The sequence below is a fragment of the Pseudomonas sp. GW821-FHT01A09 genome (assembly GCF_058986725.1).
On the sequence record NZ_JBYSWB010000022.1, the window covers coordinates 26,084 to 41,009 of the forward strand.

The following is a 14,926-nucleotide window of genomic DNA, read 5'->3' on the forward strand; positions in this document are numbered from 1 at the left end:
CATGCACCCCATATCCGCTTCAGTTATGCTGACGGCTTGCCTCTCGCAAAGGAGCCGTCATGTCCGCCGCCCGCCTGCTTGTCCCTGCCAGCCTTGCCCTGCTCGCCGCCTGCGCCCAGAAGCCGCCGCAAAATGTCGCCCTTGACCAGCAAAGCCAGTGCCCGCTCAAGCTCAGTACCGGCCAGCACCTGACCCTCACCTTGCCCAGCAACCCCACCACCGGCTATCGCTGGCTGGTGCAGAACCCCGCGCCCGGCGTGCTGAAAAGCCTCGGGCCGGAGGTGTACAGCAATCCGGAGGACGCCGGGCTGGTGGGCGGTGCCGGGCAGTCGGTGTGGCGCTTCCTGGCGCAGGCACCGGGGGATGGGCATCTGTTGCTGGTGTATCAGCAGCCGTGGTCGCCCGAGGTGAAACCGGTGCAGACGTTCGATTGTGCGTTGACGGTGAAGTAACGCCCCAGACCGGTGCCTGTCCGTAAACCATGCAGCCAGCCCGCGCTTGCGCTAAAATCCGCGACCGTTTTCCGTGACCGTCTGGAACCGCCGTGAGCCAACACCCTGACCGCCTCTTCGCCCAGCCCCTGCCCCAGGTGCCCGATTTCGCCTTCAACGAAGACGTGGTGCGGGTGTTTCCGGACATGATCAAGCGCTCGGTGCCGGGCTACCCGACCATCGTCGAAAACCTCGGCGTACTCGCGGCGCAGTTCGCCCAGCCACACACCACGCTGTACGACCTCGGCGCTTCGCTGGGGGCGGTCACCCAGTCGCTGCGTCGCCACGTGCGCCAGGACGACTGCCGCGTGGTGGCAGTGGACAATTCCGCGGCCATGGTCGAGCGCTGCCGCGAGTACCTCAATGCCCAGGACTCGATGTTCCAGGAGCTGTTGCCCGTGGAGGTCATCGATGGCGACATCCTCGCGCTGGACTTCCAACCAGCCAGCGTGGTGGCGCTCAACTTCACCCTGCAGTTCATCGCCCCCGAGCAGCGCCTGGGCTTGCTCGGCCGCATCCGCCGCGCCCTGGTGCCCGGCGGCGCCTTGATCCTCTCGGAGAAACTGCGCTTCGAAGATGCCGAACAGCACGGCCTGCTCACCGACCTGCACATCGCCTTCAAACGTGCCAACGGCTACAGCGAACTGGAAATCGCCCAGAAGCGCAGCGCCATTGAAAACGTCATGAAGCCCGCCAGCCTCGAAGAGAACCGCGACCTGCTGCTGGCCGCCGGTTTCTCCAAGGTGGTGCCCTGGTTCCAATGCCTCAACTTTGCCTCGATGATTGCCCTGCCATGATCGATCTCGCGCCCCTGGTTCGCCGTTTGGCCGGCACGCCCCTGCAAGACTGGGCCAACACCCTGCAAACACAGCTCGACGCGAAGATGGACAAGGGCCACGGCGATCTGGAGCGCTGGCAAGGCGCCCTCGATGCGCTGCCCCGGGTCAGAACCAGCGAGATCGACCTGGTCGATGGCCTGCGTCTGGATTGCGACTGCGACGACGCCACCCGCGCGCAGATGCGTGAGGCGCTGATGGGCCTGTCGCCGTGGCGCAAAGGTCCCTTCGACCTGTTCGGCGTGCACGTCGACACCGAGTGGCGCTCGGACTGGAAGTGGTCCCGCGTCGCCCCCCACCTGGATCTGCGCGGCAAGCGCGTGCTCGACGTCGGCTGCGGCAACGGCTACTACCAGTGGCGCATGCTCGGCGCCGGCGCCGACAGCGTGATCGGCATCGACCCCAACTGGCTGTTCTTCTGCCAGTTCCAGGCGGTGCAACGTTATCTGCCCGAGCTCAATGCCTGGCACCTGCCGTTCGCCCTGGAGGACCTGCCGGCCGGACTGGAAGGCTTCGACACGGTGTTCTCCATGGGCGTGTTCTACCATCGGCGCTCGCCCATCGAGCACCTGCTGGCGCTCAAGGACTGCCTGGTGAAGGGTGGCGAACTGGTGTTGGAGACCCTGGTGGTCGAGGGCGATGTACAGCAGGTGCTGGTGCCCGAAGACCGTTATGCGCAGATGCGCAACGTGTGGTTCCTGCCCTCGGTGCCAGCGCTGGAACTGTGGTTGCGCCGGGCCGGCTTCAGCGACGTGCAGTGTGTGGATGTCAGCGTAACCACGGTGCAGGAACAGCGCAGCACCGAGTGGATGAAGTATCAGTCGCTGAGCGACTTCCTCGACCCCGCCGACCACAGCCGCACCATCGAAGGCTTGCCTGCGCCGATGCGGGCGGTGATCAAGGCGCGCAAGTAGGGCCGTCGGTTTGCGCTGATCTGGCTGGCCTCTTCGCGGGCAAGCCTTACTCCCACGGGGTTGGCCGATCGTGAGCCGTAGACCTGTGGCCGTCGGTTTGCGCTGATCTGGCCGGCCTCTTCGCGGGCAAGCCTTGCTCCCACGGGGTTGGCCGATCGTGAGCCGTAGACCTGTGGGAGCAAGGCTTGCCCGCGAACAGGCCGGTACAAGCAACCGACCTCCCCATCAGGACACCGCCACCACCAGCCCATCGATCAACACCTGCGCATAGCCCTGCGAACAGCGCTCCACCCTCCCACGCACCCCATACACCTGGGCCAGCGACTCGGCGGTGATGACGTCGGCCGGCGCACCGTCGGCCAGCAAGCGCCCGGCCTTGAGCATCAGCACATGGTCGGTATGGCGCAGGCTGATGTTGATATCGTGCAGCACGATCAGGGTCACCATGTTGCGTTGCACCGTCTCCTGGCGGATCACTTCCATCACATGGAATTGAAAGTTCAGGTCCAGCGCGCTCAGGGGCTCATCGAGCAACAGCAGGCGCGGTTTGCGAATCAACGCCTGGGCCAGGCCCACCAGTTGCTTCTGCCCGCCGGACAACTCATCGAGAAAGCGCATGGCCAGGCTGTCGATGCCAAGGCGTGCCAGCAGGCTCTGGGCCTCGACGACGTCGTCAGCTTGAGAGGTACTGCCACTGGCACGGCGCGCCACCAATAACGACTCGAACACGCGCAGATGCACACTGGCCGGCAAGCTCTGAGGCAGATACACCACGCGCTCGGCACGGCTGGCGAAGCTGGCGCGCAGCAGATCGCTGCCATCGAGATCGACCGTGCCGCGCGCCGCCACCAGCCCGGCCACCGCCTTGAGCAAGGTCGACTTGCCGCTGCCGTTGGGGCCAAGCAATGCTGTCACTCGCCCAGGCAACAAGGCCGCCACCGACAACTGCTCGATGATCGGCCGCTTGCCATAGCTGACGTTCAGGCCATCTATCTGCAACCCCTGCATCAGCGCACCCCCTTGCCGCGCAACACGATGGTGAGGAAAAACGGGATGCCCACCAGCGCCGTGACGATACCCACGGGGATCAACACCCCCGGCACGATGTTCTTCGATGCCACCGACGCCAGCGACAGAATCAGCGCCCCCGCCAACGCACTGCCCGGTAGATAGAAACGGTGATCCTCACCGAACAGCAGGCGCGAGATATGCGGCCCCACCAATCCGATGAAACCTATGGTGCCGACGAACGCCACGGCCAGCGCCGACAGTACGCTGACGCGCAACAAGGTCCCTAACCTGAGCCGTTTGACGTCGATGCCGAAGCTTGCCGCGCGGTCTTCACCCAAGCGCAGGGCGGTCAGTTGCCAGGAGCGGCGCATTGCGCAGGGCAAGGCGATCAGCAGGGCCAACGTCAACAATCCGAGCTTGAACCAGGTGGCCCGAGCCAGACTGCCGAGTGTCCAGAACACCAGCGCCTGCAGAGCGTCTTCACTGGCGACGAACTGGATCAACGACACCAGCGCACCAAAGGTGAAGCCCAGGGCGATCCCGAACAGCACCACCACTCCGGTATCGGCCTTGCGCCAGCGCGCCATCAGGTCCAGCAGCAAGGTGGCGATGACCGCGAACACGAAGGCGTTCACCGCCACTATCCACTCGTCGGGAACCCCGGGGATTCCCAGATTGAGGATGATCGCCAGCGCCGCGCCGAACGCCGCCGCGTGGGAAACCCCCAAGGTGAAGGGACTGGCCAGGGGATTGTTGAGGATGGTCTGCATCTCGGCGCCCGCCAGGCCCAGCGCGGCGCCGACCAGCACCGCCATCAACGCCTGCGGCAAGCGAATGCTCCAGACGATGACCTGCTGGCCCGGGCTGACCGAGGCCTTGTCCACCAGCGTCTGCCAGAGGTCATGCAGGGTCAGCCCGGAGGGACCAAGGGTGAAGTCGAGCAGCACCGAAGCGGCGATCGCCAGCACGAACAGGCCGAGCAACAGCAAGCGCCGGCGCAGCACGCGTCGGTAGTCCGCCAGTGCCGGCGCGGCACTGGCGGTTGTCGAGGGCAGGTCTGCCTTGGCGTTCACGGTGCAGTCTTCAGGTCGACCCAGTAGGCGCCGCTGATGTCCACCGGCAGGAAGCGCTGCTGCAGTTCAGCCAGGGTCTTGTTCGGGTCCAGGTCCTTGAACTGCTCCGGGTAGAACCACTTGGCCATGGCTTCGATCGCGAGGATGTTGTACGGCGAATCATAGAAGTTGTGCCAGACACCGTGCACCCGGCCCTCGCGCACCGCGGTCAGGCTGCTGATGCCATCGCGGGCGATCAACGGCTGCAAGCTGGCCCGCGCGGTGGCGTCGCTGACCCCGGCGCCAGCCTTCAGGCCCGGCTGGGTGGAAGCGCTGTCACGGGTACCGCTGAGCAGATAAAAGCGCGGATCGGCACTGATGAGCTTCTCCAGATTGATATCGCCGATCGGCCCCGGCAGCAGCTTGGCGGCGATGTTGTTGCCGCCGGCGGCCTTGATGAAGTCGCCCATGTTGCCGTCGCCGGCGGTGTGGCAGCAGGGGACGCCGCCTTTGCCATAGCCGGCGAGCATCTCGATGAATACGCTGGGGCGCTGGCTCTCGGGGATCTTGGCGACCACGTCCTGCACGCGCTTGAGGTGCTGTTGATAGAAGTCGATGTAGTCCTGGGCCTGCTGCTCGCGATGCAGCGCCTGACCCAGCAGACGCAGGCTGGGCAGGGTGTTCTGCAAGGGATGCTGGCGGAAGTCGATAAACACCACCGGCACGCCGGCCTGCTGCAATTGCTCGACGATTTCGTTCTTGACGCCGGGGCCATGGCCGGCGATGCCGAAGATGGCGATGTCCGGATGCAGGGCCAGGACCTTCTCCGCGCTGACGCTCGCTTCGGAGGTGGTACCGATGCGCGGCAACTGGTCGATCTGCGGGAATTTGGCCTGATAGGCGGCGTAGCCCTGGGCGTCGACCGTCTTCAGCTCGCCCTGCCAACCGACGATGCGCTTGAACGGATCCTTGCCGTCGAGCATGGCCACCGAATACAGCATGCGCCCTTCCCCTAGCAGCACGTGGTCGACCTTGTCCGGGATATCGACCTTGCGCCCGGCGATGTCGGTGACCGTGAGTGCCAGCGCCGCGTGACTGCAAAGGGTGAGCAACAAGGCACCGACGACGGTGGCAGAGCCTTTGAGGGAGGGAAAGCTGAGACGCATGGGGACCTCTTTCAGGGCATGGATGGGCGGTAGGCCCGACATGTTAGCTGATAACACTTCCTATTCGCGATGAAGAAAGGTACATGAACTTGCCATCGCCGGCGCTCTACAGCAGGGCTATCGCTGGTAAAGTAGGTGCGTTTAACGCACCCGCCAGCTTGCCTGGAGACCCTCAAGGAGACCGACATGAGCAATCGTCAAAGCGAAATTGCCCAAGCCCTGGACGTAGTGCCGCCGTTCGCCGACGACGCCGCTATCGAGGCACAGATCGAACGCCGCAAGCGCTTCATCAAGCAAACACTGCAAAACGCCAGGCTCAAAGTGCTAGTACTGGGCATCAGCGGTGGCGTCGATTCGCTCACCGCCGGACGTCTGGCGCAGCTGTCGGTCGAGGAACTGCGCGCTGAAACCGGCGACGACGGCTACAAGTTCATCGCCGTGCGCCTGCCCTACAACGTGCAACATGACGAAGAAGACGCCAGCGCCTCGATGAAATTCATCCGCGCCGATATCGAGGACACGGTCAATATCGCCGGCGCCGTGCGCGGTCTGTCGGAGCAGGTCGCCCACCTGCATGGCCTGACCGATGCTCGTCGCGATTTCGTGGTCGGCAACGCCAAGGCGCGAATCCGCATGGTGGCGCAGTACACCATCGCCAACGCCAACAATGGTCTGGTGATCGGTACCGACCACGCTGCTGAAGCGGTGATGGGTTTCTTCACCAAGTTCGGTGACGGTGCCTGCGACCTGGCGCCCTTGAGCGGGCTGGTGAAGAATCAGGTGCGCAGCATCGCGCGCTACCTGGGTGCACCGGACAACCTGGTGCAGAAGGTGCCGACCGCGGACCTCGAAGAATTGCGCCCCGGCAAGCCGGATGAAGAATCACACGGCGTGACCTATGCGCAGATCGATGCGTTCTTGCATGGCGAGGCGGTCAGCGAAGAGGCTTACGACATCATCGTGCGCACCTATGACCAGACTCAGCACAAGCGTGACCTGCCGTTCGTGCCATGAATGCCGGTGACTTCGTCTAGTCAATGCCGGCGCCTTCGCAAGCAAGCTTTGCTTCCACAGTGTTAACCATTACCTGGAGCAGGCTTGCTCGCGAAATAGGCACCGCGATATTCCCTTCCCTTAGCGCGCTGCCGCGACGATCAGCGCCTTCATCTCGGCCACTGCGGCCTTGAAGCCCACGAACAATGCATGTGCCACCAGCGCATGGCCGATGTTCAGCTCGTTGACGCCCTTGATCGCCGCAATCGCCTCAGCGTTGTGGTAATGCAGGCCGTGGCCGGCGTTGACGATCAGGCCCTGAGCCAAGCCGAAGGCCACGCCATCAGCTACGCGCTTGAGTTCGAGGGCCACCTCGGTCGGCGTGGTCGCATCGGCATAATGGCCGGTGTGCAATTCGATGGCCGGAGCCCCGACCCGTTGCGATGCGGCAATCTGCTGCTCGTCGGCATCGATGAACAGCGACACCTCGCACCCCACCGCGCTCAAGCGCTCGACCGCCGCCTTGATCCGCGCTTCCTGACCGGCGACGTCCAGGCCGCCCTCGGTGGTCAGCTCCTGACGGGTTTCCGGAACCAGGCACACGTGGGCCGGACGCAGGCGCTCGGCGAAGGCCAGCATCTCTTCGGTCACGCCCATCTCGAAGTTCATGCGCGTCTGCAGCACGTCCTTGAGCAACAGCACGTCGCGGTCCTGAATGTGCCGACGGTCTTCGCGCAGATGCACGGTAATGCCGTCGGCACCCGCCTCTTCAGCGTCCAGCGCGGCTTTGACCGGGTCCGGATAACGGGTACCGCGAGCCTGACGCAGGGTGGCCACGTGATCGATGTTCACGCCAAGAAGAATTCGGTTGCTGGTGGTCACGGGCTGGCTCCTGAAAAGTGAGGGGTACAAGGATACGTGCTGACGCGCAATAAATGTAGCGAGGGGGCTTGCCCCCGATGAGCGCGCACGCCACGCAAAGGTAACGAGCGGGCGTGGCCGTCGGGGGCAAGCCCCCTCGCTACAGGGCTAGGATTTGCGGAAGAGCTCGCGGCTGATTAGCGGGCGACCGCCCAGGTGCACGGCCAGGGCCTGGCGCATCAAGCGCTTGGCGGCCAGCAGTGCCGCCGGGGACGACCAATCGGCTTCGGCCATGGCCAGCAGGTCGGTACCGTTGAACAGCCCAGGTTGCACCAGCCAGACCCGTTCCAGGCCCGCATCGGTCAGCAGCCGATACAAGCCATCGGCCGCCACGGCGTCGCCATTGACGTCCGTGTCCAGGGCGAAGCCATAGCCCAGATCATCCAACAGCCGCCATTCGAACGAACGCAACAAGGGCTCCAGCGGCCGACCGGCGGCCAGCGCCTGCAACGTCGCGGCGTAGTGATCGAAAACGCCGGGGTGCGGATCCTCGGCGGGCAACAGGCGGATCAGCAGTTCGTTGAGGTACAGGCCGCTGAACAGCGCATCCCCCACCAGCCAGCTGGCCACCCCGGAGGCTTCCATCCGGCCGACGTTCTTCAACTCGCCGCGGCCGCGAAACTCCGCTTCCAGCGGCACGAAGGGACGCGCCAGGGTGCCGGCCTTGCCGCGAGCGCTGCGCAAGACCGCGCGCAGCCGCCCTTGGGGGGTCAGGAAGTCGACCAGTGCGCTGTTTTCGCGGTAGGCCCGGCTATGCAGGACGTAAGCCGGTAGCGCCTCGGGAGGGTTGGACATGGTGGGCTCGACACGATCACTGTAGCGAGGGGGCTTGCCCCCGATAGTAGCCGTTACATTGATACAGCTGATACAACACAATCGGGGGCAAGCCCCCTCGCTACAGTGCTACTGGTCGTTATAACCCAGCGAGCGCAAGGCACGCTCGTCGTCGGACCAGCCGCCCTTGACCTTCACCCACAGGTTGAGCATGACCTTGGAGTCGAACAGCAGCTCCATGTCACGGCGCGCTTCGGTGCCGATGCGTTTGATACGCTCGCCCTTGTCGCCGATGATGATCTTCTTCTGGCCATCACGCTCAACCAGAATCAGGGCATGGATATGCAGAGTCTTGCCTTGCTGCTTGAACTCTTCGATCTCGACCGTGATCTGGTACGGCAACTCGGCACCGAGCTGGCGCATGATCTTCTCGCGCACCAGTTCAGCGGCCAGGAAGCGGCTGCTGCGGTCAGTGATCTGGTCTTCCGGGAAGAAGTGCTCGTTCTCCGGCAGATATTGCGCGATCAGCCCTTCGAGCGCTTCGAGGTTGTGACCCTGCTGCGCGGAAATCGGCACGATCTGCGCGTTCGGCAGCTGTTCCTGCAGCCAGGTCAGGTGCGGCATCAGCTCGGCCTTGTCCTCGATACGGTCAGTCTTGTTCAGCGCCACGATGACCGGGCCCTGCACGTACTGCACGCGCTCGAGCACCATCTGGTCCTCTTCGGTCCAGCGGGTGCGATCGACCACGAAGATCACCACGTCGACGTCCTTGAGGGCGGCCGAGGCGGTCTTGTTCATGTAGCGATTGAGGGCTTTCTCGTTGGCCTTGTGCATGCCGGGGGTATCGACGTAGATCGCCTGGATGGCGCCCTCGGTCTTGATGCCCAGCATGTTGTGGCGAGTGGTCTGCGGCTTGCGCGAGGTGATCGCCAGCTTCTGACCGAGAATATGGTTGAGCAACGTGGATTTGCCCACGTTGGGGCGGCCGACGATGGCCACATAGCCACAGCGGCTGGAAGTTGTATCAGTCATTGCCATTCTCCACGCCCAGGGCGATCAATGCGGCGGCGGCTGCCACCTGCTCGGCGATGCGCCGGCTGACGCCCTGCCCACGACTCTTTTCATTCAACAACAGCACTTCGCATTCGACGAAGAACACGCGGCAGTGGGGGTCGCCCTGAATGTCCACCACCTCGTAGCGCGGCAATTCGCAACCACGGGACTGCAGGAATTCCTGCAGGCGGGTTTTCGGGTCCTTGTTGGTGTCGACCAACGTCAGGCCTTCGAACTCGCCGGTCAGCCAGGCCAGCACGCGTTCGCGCGCCGCATCCATGCCGGCATCCAGATAGATGGCACCGATCAACGCCTCGAGGGCATCGGCCAGGATCGACTCGCGGCGAAAGCCACCGCTCTTGAGCTCACCCGAGCCCAGGCGCAGGTATTCGCCCAGGCCAAAGCCACGGGCCAGCAAAGCCAGAGTCTCGCCCTTGACCAGGCGCGCGCGCAGGCGCGACAACTGGCCTTCACGGGCCTGCGGGAAACGTTCGAAGAGGGCTTCGCCGGCGACGAAGTTGAGAATGGCATCGCCCAGGAACTCCAGGCGTTCGTTGTTGCGCCCCGCAAAGCTGCGGTGCGTCAGGGCCAGAACCATCAAGTCCTGGTCTTTGAAGGTGTAGCCGAGCTGACGCTCGAGACGACTCAATGAAACGCTCACGGTTTACCCACGTTGAATTCGTGGTTGAACTTCACCACGATATCGAGATTACCGATCAGTGGATCACGCTGTTCATACTGCAGGTGGCCCTTGAAGCCCTCTGCCGACTCACGCACGGTTAATGCCTTGTCCAAATCCACATCCCGGATGCTGTTGATGCTCATGTCCTTGCGGACACGGGCAAATAATTCTTCACTGTCGAGTATCGATTTGTCGGCCATGGCCGTCTCGATACTCTTTTTCACCGACCAGTAATCGGTGTAGTGCGGCACGACCTTGAGCGCGACGCTGACCACAAACGCGACAATCGCCAGGGTCAACAACCAACCGGCGAACGATAGACCTTGCTGCGAACGAACGGCTGTCATGGCAAAAACTCGTCAAGGGTCATCCCGTAAAAAGCATTCGGCGCTGTCCAGGACAGCGCCGCGCTCGGTCACTTGATCAGGCCGACTCGAGAGAGGCTCGGCCAATGGCCAAGTTTAGGCTCTGGCCAGCTCATCCACACGGCAAATGCCTTGCCGACGATATTCTTGTCGGGGACCATGCCCAGTTCGTCCTTGGGAATGTTGGGGTCATCCCAGTAACGGCTATCGTTGGAGTTGTCGCGGTTGTCGCCCATCATGAAGTAGTGCCCTTGCGGGACTGTCCACTGGCTTTCCGGCGGCATGTTGTAGCGGGTCATTTGTTGACGGATCAAATGTTCCGCCTCGCCCAACTGCTCGCGGTACAACTGCGCAGTTCCCATCGAACCTGGCTCGTCGCCGACCAACTGCTCGGACACCAACTGATCGTTGATGTACAGCTGCTTCTCTTTGGTATAGCGGATCTTGTCGCCCGGCACACCTACGACGCGTTTGATGTAGTTGACATCAGGGTCGCTGGGGTAGCGGAAGACCATCACGTCACCACGCTGCGGATCGCCGATCGGGATGACCTTCTCGTCGATCACCGGCAGGCGAATGCCGTAGGAGAACTTGTTGACGAGAATGAAATCGCCTACCTGCAGGGTCGGGATCATCGAGCCCGACGGGATCTGGAAGGGCTCGACCAGAAACGAACGCAGCACCAGGACGATGAACAACACCGGAAAGAACGACTTGCCGTATTCGATCAGCATCGGTTCTTTGTCGAGTTGCTCGACCACCGCGATATCAGGCTCGGTGACACTGGCCTGATAATTGGCAATCGCCGAACGCCGACGCGGCGCCAGGAAGATCAGATCGAGCAACCCCAGCACACCGCAAACTGCTACAGCAATGACCAACAACAGCGGGAAATTTAGAGACATAGGACCTGACTATTCCAACCTGAGCACGGCGAGGAAGGCTTCTTGTGGAATTTCCACGTTGCCCACCTGTTTCATGCGTTTCTTACCGGCCTTCTGCTTCTCGAGCAGTTTGCGCTTACGGCTGACGTCGCCGCCGTAACATTTGGCCAGTACGTTCTTTCTGAGTGCCTTGACGGTTGTCCGCGCCACGATCTGGCCGCCAATCGCGGCCTGAATTGCAACGTCGAACATCTGCCGCGGAATCAGCTCTTTCATCTTCTCCGTCAACGCGCGACCTTTGTAGTGCGCGTTATCCCTGTGCACGATCAACGCCAACGCATCGACCTTGTCACCGTTGATCAATACGTCCAGCTTGACCAGATTGGCCGACTGGTAGCGATCGAAGTGATAGTCGAGCGAAGCATAACCACGACTGGTGGATTTCAACCGATCGAAGAAGTCCAGCACCACTTCGTTCATCGGCAGGTCATAACGCACTTGCACCTGGCTGCCGAGGAATTGCATGTCACGCTGAACGCCGCGCTTTTCAATGCACAGGGTAATGACGTTGCCCAGGTGTTCCTGAGGCACAAGAATAGTCGCAGAGACGATAGGCTCGCGGAAGTCTTCGACAGATGAAATATCCGGCAGCTTCGACGGGTTATCCACGTAAATGGTTTCACCGGTCTTGAGCACGACTTCGAAAATAACGCTCGGCGCGGTGGTGATCAGGTCCAGGTCGTACTCGCGCTCCAGGCGCTCCTGGATGATTTCCATGTGCAGCATGCCGAGGAAACCGCAGCGGAAGCCGAAGCCCAGAGCGTCGGAGCTTTCAGGCGAGTACTGCAGCGACGAGTCGTTGAGCGTGAGCTTTTGCAGGGCATCGCGGAAGTCTTCGAAGTCATCCGAGCTGACCGGGAACAGGCCGGCGTAGACCTGCGGCTGAATGCGCTTGAAGCCCGGCAGCACGGCGACATCCGGGGTGCTGCTCAGGGTCAGGGTATCGCCGACCGGGGCACCGTGGATGTCCTTGATGCTGCCGATGATGAAGCCCACTTCGCCCGCCTTGAGGTCGGCGGTGGCGGTGTGCTTGGGCGTGAATACTCCGACGCTATCGACCAGATGCACCTTGCCGGTGGACTTGACCAGAATCTTGTCGCCCTTCTTGACCCGGCCCTGGCGCACGCGCACCAGCGACACCACGCCCAGATAGTTGTCGAACCAGGAGTCGATGATCAGCGCCTGTAATGGCGCTTCAATATCGCCGGTCGGCGCAGGAATGGTGTGTACCAGGCGTTCGAGCACTTCGAGCACGCCCATGCCGCTCTTGGCGCTGCAGGCCACGGCGTCGGTGGCGTCGATGCCGATGATCTTTTCGATCTCATCCTTGACGCGATCCGGATCGGCCTGGGGCAGGTCCATCTTGTTGAGGACCGGCATGACTTCCAGACCCTGCTCGATGGCGGTGTAGCAGTTGGCTACCGACTGCGCCTCGACACCCTGGCCGGCATCGACCACCAGCAGCGCGCCTTCGCACGCAGCCAGCGAGCGACTGACCTCGTAGGTGAAGTCGACGTGGCCGGGGGTATCGATGAAGTTCAGCTGGTAGGTCTTGCCATCCTGGGCCTTGTAATACAGCGTGACACTGTGGGCCTTGATGGTGATACCGCGCTCACGCTCCAGGTCCATGGAGTCCAGTACCTGGGCTTCCATTTCACGGTCGGCAAGACCACCGCACATCTGAATGAACCGATCGGCGAGTGTCGACTTGCCATGGTCAATGTGGGCGATGATGGAGAAATTGCGGATATGACTCAAATCACTCACGGGTCAACACTCGAATAAGGCTGCGGGCCGGACGCCCAACGAAAAATAGCCGGGAATTGTACCTGATTTACACGAGCGTGTGCGCAGCGATCTGCGAGGCCTCTGTAGCGAGGGGGCTTGCCCCCGATCCGAACGGGAACCCGCGTTGGCAGCAGGTTTGGCGCTTTTCGGGGGCAAGCCCCCTCGCTACAGGGTTAGCGGGAATAAAAAAGGGCGACCCGCGGGCCGCCCTTTTTTGTGTTGCCAGCTATTAGCCGATCATTCGGCCAGCTTGAAGGTGATGAAGCTCGCTCGGCCGTCACGCAATACGCGCATCGACACCGAACGATTCTTCGGCAGCGCCTTGGCGATCTCGCTGAACTGCTTGGCCGAGGTCAACGGCTGGTTGTTCAGGTGAGTAATGACATCACCTGGCTGCAGGCCGATCATCGCGCCGGGACCGTCCTGCACGTCCTTGACCAGCACGCCGTTCTGCAGTTCGAGCTGTTTTTTCTGATCGGCGGTGAGGTCGCCGACCGTCAGACCCAGACGATTGCTGTCGGTATCCGCAGAGCCCTGAGCGCCGCCGTTCATGTCCGGATCGTCAGTCGGCATCGCGCCCACGGTCACATCCACGGTGCGGTGCTTGCCCTCGCGAACCACATCGAGGCTCGCCTTGGCGCCGGCCTTGAGGCCACCGACCAGGTGCGGCAAGTCAGCCGACATGTCGATCGGCTGGCCATTCATGCTCAGGATCACGTCGCCGACTTGCAGACCGGCCTTGGCCGCTGGGCCGTCGGGCATGATCTGCGCGACCAGCGCACCGGCAGGCTTGTCCAGACCGAAGGATTCAGCGAGGTCCTTGTTGACCTCTTGAATGACCACGCCGAGCCAGCCGCGGTTGACCTTGCCGTCTTTTTTCAGCTGGTTGGACACATCCAGAGCTACATCGATTGGGATCGCGAACGACAGGCCCATGAAGCCACCGGAGCGGGTGAAGATCTGCGAGTTGATGCCGACCACTTCACCGGCCATGTTGAACAGCGGGCCGCCGGAGTTACCGGGGTTGATCGCCACGTCGGTCTGGATGAACGGCACATAGGCATCGTTAGGCAGCGTCCGGCCCTTGGCGCTGACGATACCCTTGGTAACCGAATGATCGAAGCCGAACGGCGAGCCGATCGCCAGCACCCACTCGCCTACCTTGAGCTTGTCGGAATCACCGAGCTTGACCGTGGGCAGATTCTTGCCGTCGATCTTCAACAGTGCCACGTCGCTGCGCGGGTCGGTACCCACCAGCTTGGCCTTGAGCTCGCTGCGATCTGACAGGCGCACGATGATCGAATCCGCATCGGCGATCACGTGGTTGTTGGTCAATACATAGCCATCGGGGGAAATGATGAAGCCCGAACCCAGAGACTGCGCTTCGCGCTGACGATCGCCGCGCGGCGACTTCTGCCCCTTGGGCATGTTGCGCTCGAAGAAGTCACGGAACATCGGCGGCAGACTGTCGAGATCCGGCATGTCGGCGCTGGCGGTCTTGCTGTCGAGTTTTTGCGTGGTACTGATGTTCACCACCGCCGGCGAGGCCTGCTCGACCAAGGTGGTGAAATCCGGCAACGCCTCAGCCTGCACGGCTGCAATCTGGCCAAGCATCAACACCGCGGCGCAGATGGAAAGGTAGGATTTGAAACGTGGTATCGACATACGGCTCCCGTTTACAACGAGCGAGATTAAGCAACGTTGTTTAGCAACATGTTCAGCACTGGCCGCTTGTGGAAAGCGGCCGCCACGGACAGCCTTCAAGGCCGCTCGCAAGCGCTGGACGAGGATCGCGCTACCGATACGGCGGCCGCGCCATCGACGTCCTGCAGGGCTGAGCTATAAGAAAATTCAGATGCTTTTGCAACCGAAGACATTGAACTTTCATCTTGCCAGCGCAAGCATGAAAACTCTGTCAAAGCCTGCGCGAGAGCCT

Annotated in this window: 15 protein-coding genes; 4 read left to right on the forward strand and 11 right to left on the reverse strand. The window is 62.3% G+C overall.

All coding sequences use genetic code 11. From position 1 onward, the window contains the following. The first annotated feature begins 59 nt into the window (after positions 1-59). The 3 genes from AC3WJP_RS21565 (at position 60) to cmoB (ending at position 2,241) form a co-directional block, all read left to right on the forward strand. Positions 60-452 carry a protease inhibitor I42 family protein gene (locus AC3WJP_RS21565; RefSeq protein ID WP_493722972.1) on the forward strand — a complete coding sequence of 131 codons (393 nt, stop codon included), beginning with the start codon at positions 60-62 and terminating at the stop codon, positions 450-452. Between the two features lie 92 nt (positions 453-544). Next, entirely contained in the window at positions 545-1,288 is a 744-nt protein-coding gene (gene cmoA, locus AC3WJP_RS21570; RefSeq protein ID WP_493722971.1) for a carboxy-S-adenosyl-L-methionine synthase CmoA, read from the forward strand. Continuing rightward, positions 1,285-2,241, forward strand: a complete 957-nt coding sequence (cmoB, locus tag AC3WJP_RS21575; RefSeq protein WP_493722970.1) for a tRNA 5-methoxyuridine(34)/uridine 5-oxyacetic acid(34) synthase CmoB — start codon at positions 1,285-1,287, stop codon at positions 2,239-2,241. Before cmoA ends, cmoB begins: the two co-directional genes overlap by 4 nt. 225 nt (positions 2,242-2,466) lie before the next feature. Here the strand turns inward: cmoB and AC3WJP_RS21580 are convergent, their stop codons facing one another. From AC3WJP_RS21580 to AC3WJP_RS21590, 3 genes are read right to left on the reverse strand one after another with little or no spacing between them, the layout of a single operon-like run. Continuing rightward, positions 2,467-3,249: an ABC transporter ATP-binding protein gene (locus AC3WJP_RS21580; RefSeq protein ID WP_493722969.1), complete on the reverse strand. Its 783-nt coding sequence runs from the start codon at positions 3,247-3,249 to the stop codon at positions 2,467-2,469. Further along, the gene (locus AC3WJP_RS21585; protein ID WP_493722993.1) at positions 3,249-4,307 is read right to left on the reverse strand and encodes a FecCD family ABC transporter permease; all 1,059 of its coding nucleotides are present in this window, start codon (positions 4,305-4,307) and stop codon (positions 3,249-3,251) included. The genes AC3WJP_RS21580 and AC3WJP_RS21585 overlap by 1 nt, the downstream gene beginning before the upstream one ends. 14 nt (positions 4,308-4,321) lie before the next feature. After that, complete coding sequence (locus AC3WJP_RS21590) at positions 4,322-5,470, reverse strand: ABC transporter substrate-binding protein (RefSeq protein ID WP_493722968.1); 1,149 nt, start codon at positions 5,468-5,470, stop codon at positions 4,322-4,324. Positions 5,471-5,656: 186 nt separating this feature from the next. On the opposite strand from AC3WJP_RS21590, the gene nadE reads away from it, so the two are divergent. Further along, positions 5,657-6,484, forward strand: coding sequence for an NAD(+) synthase (gene nadE, locus AC3WJP_RS21595; protein ID WP_493722967.1), 828 nt, complete (start codon positions 5,657-5,659; stop codon positions 6,482-6,484). 120 nt (positions 6,485-6,604) lie between these two features. Here nadE and pdxJ read toward each other — a convergent pair whose 3' ends face one another. From pdxJ to AC3WJP_RS21635, 8 genes are all read right to left on the reverse strand, one after another. After that, positions 6,605-7,345, reverse strand: a complete 741-nt coding sequence (gene pdxJ / locus AC3WJP_RS21600; protein WP_493722966.1) for a pyridoxine 5'-phosphate synthase — start codon at positions 7,343-7,345, stop codon at positions 6,605-6,607. A gap of 147 nt (positions 7,346-7,492) precedes the next feature. Next, positions 7,493-8,179, reverse strand: coding sequence for a DNA repair protein RecO (recO, locus tag AC3WJP_RS21605; protein WP_493722965.1), 687 nt, complete (start codon positions 8,177-8,179; stop codon positions 7,493-7,495). 108 nt (positions 8,180-8,287) lie between these two features. After that, positions 8,288-9,190, reverse strand: coding sequence for a GTPase Era (gene era / locus AC3WJP_RS21610; protein WP_493722964.1), 903 nt, complete (start codon positions 9,188-9,190; stop codon positions 8,288-8,290). Beyond that, positions 9,183-9,872 carry a ribonuclease III gene (gene rnc, locus AC3WJP_RS21615; protein ID WP_493722963.1) on the reverse strand — a complete coding sequence of 230 codons (690 nt, stop codon included), beginning with the start codon at positions 9,870-9,872 and terminating at the stop codon, positions 9,183-9,185. Before rnc ends, era begins: the two co-directional genes overlap by 8 nt. Continuing rightward, a complete protein-coding gene (locus AC3WJP_RS21620) occupies positions 9,869-10,240 on the reverse strand; it encodes a DUF4845 domain-containing protein (RefSeq protein ID WP_493722962.1) in 372 nt (123 codons plus the stop codon). Before AC3WJP_RS21620 ends, rnc begins: the two co-directional genes overlap by 4 nt. A gap of 68 nt (positions 10,241-10,308) precedes the next feature. Then, complete coding sequence (gene lepB / locus AC3WJP_RS21625) at positions 10,309-11,163, reverse strand: signal peptidase I (protein WP_493722961.1); 855 nt, start codon at positions 11,161-11,163, stop codon at positions 10,309-10,311. A gap of 9 nt (positions 11,164-11,172) precedes the next feature. After that, entirely contained in the window at positions 11,173-12,969 is a 1,797-nt protein-coding gene (gene lepA, locus AC3WJP_RS21630) for a translation elongation factor 4 (protein WP_493722960.1), read from the reverse strand. A gap of 258 nt (positions 12,970-13,227) precedes the next feature. Next, a complete protein-coding gene (locus AC3WJP_RS21635) occupies positions 13,228-14,655 on the reverse strand; it encodes a DegQ family serine endoprotease (protein WP_493722959.1) in 1,428 nt (475 codons plus the stop codon). Positions 14,656-14,926 lie beyond the last annotated feature (271 nt).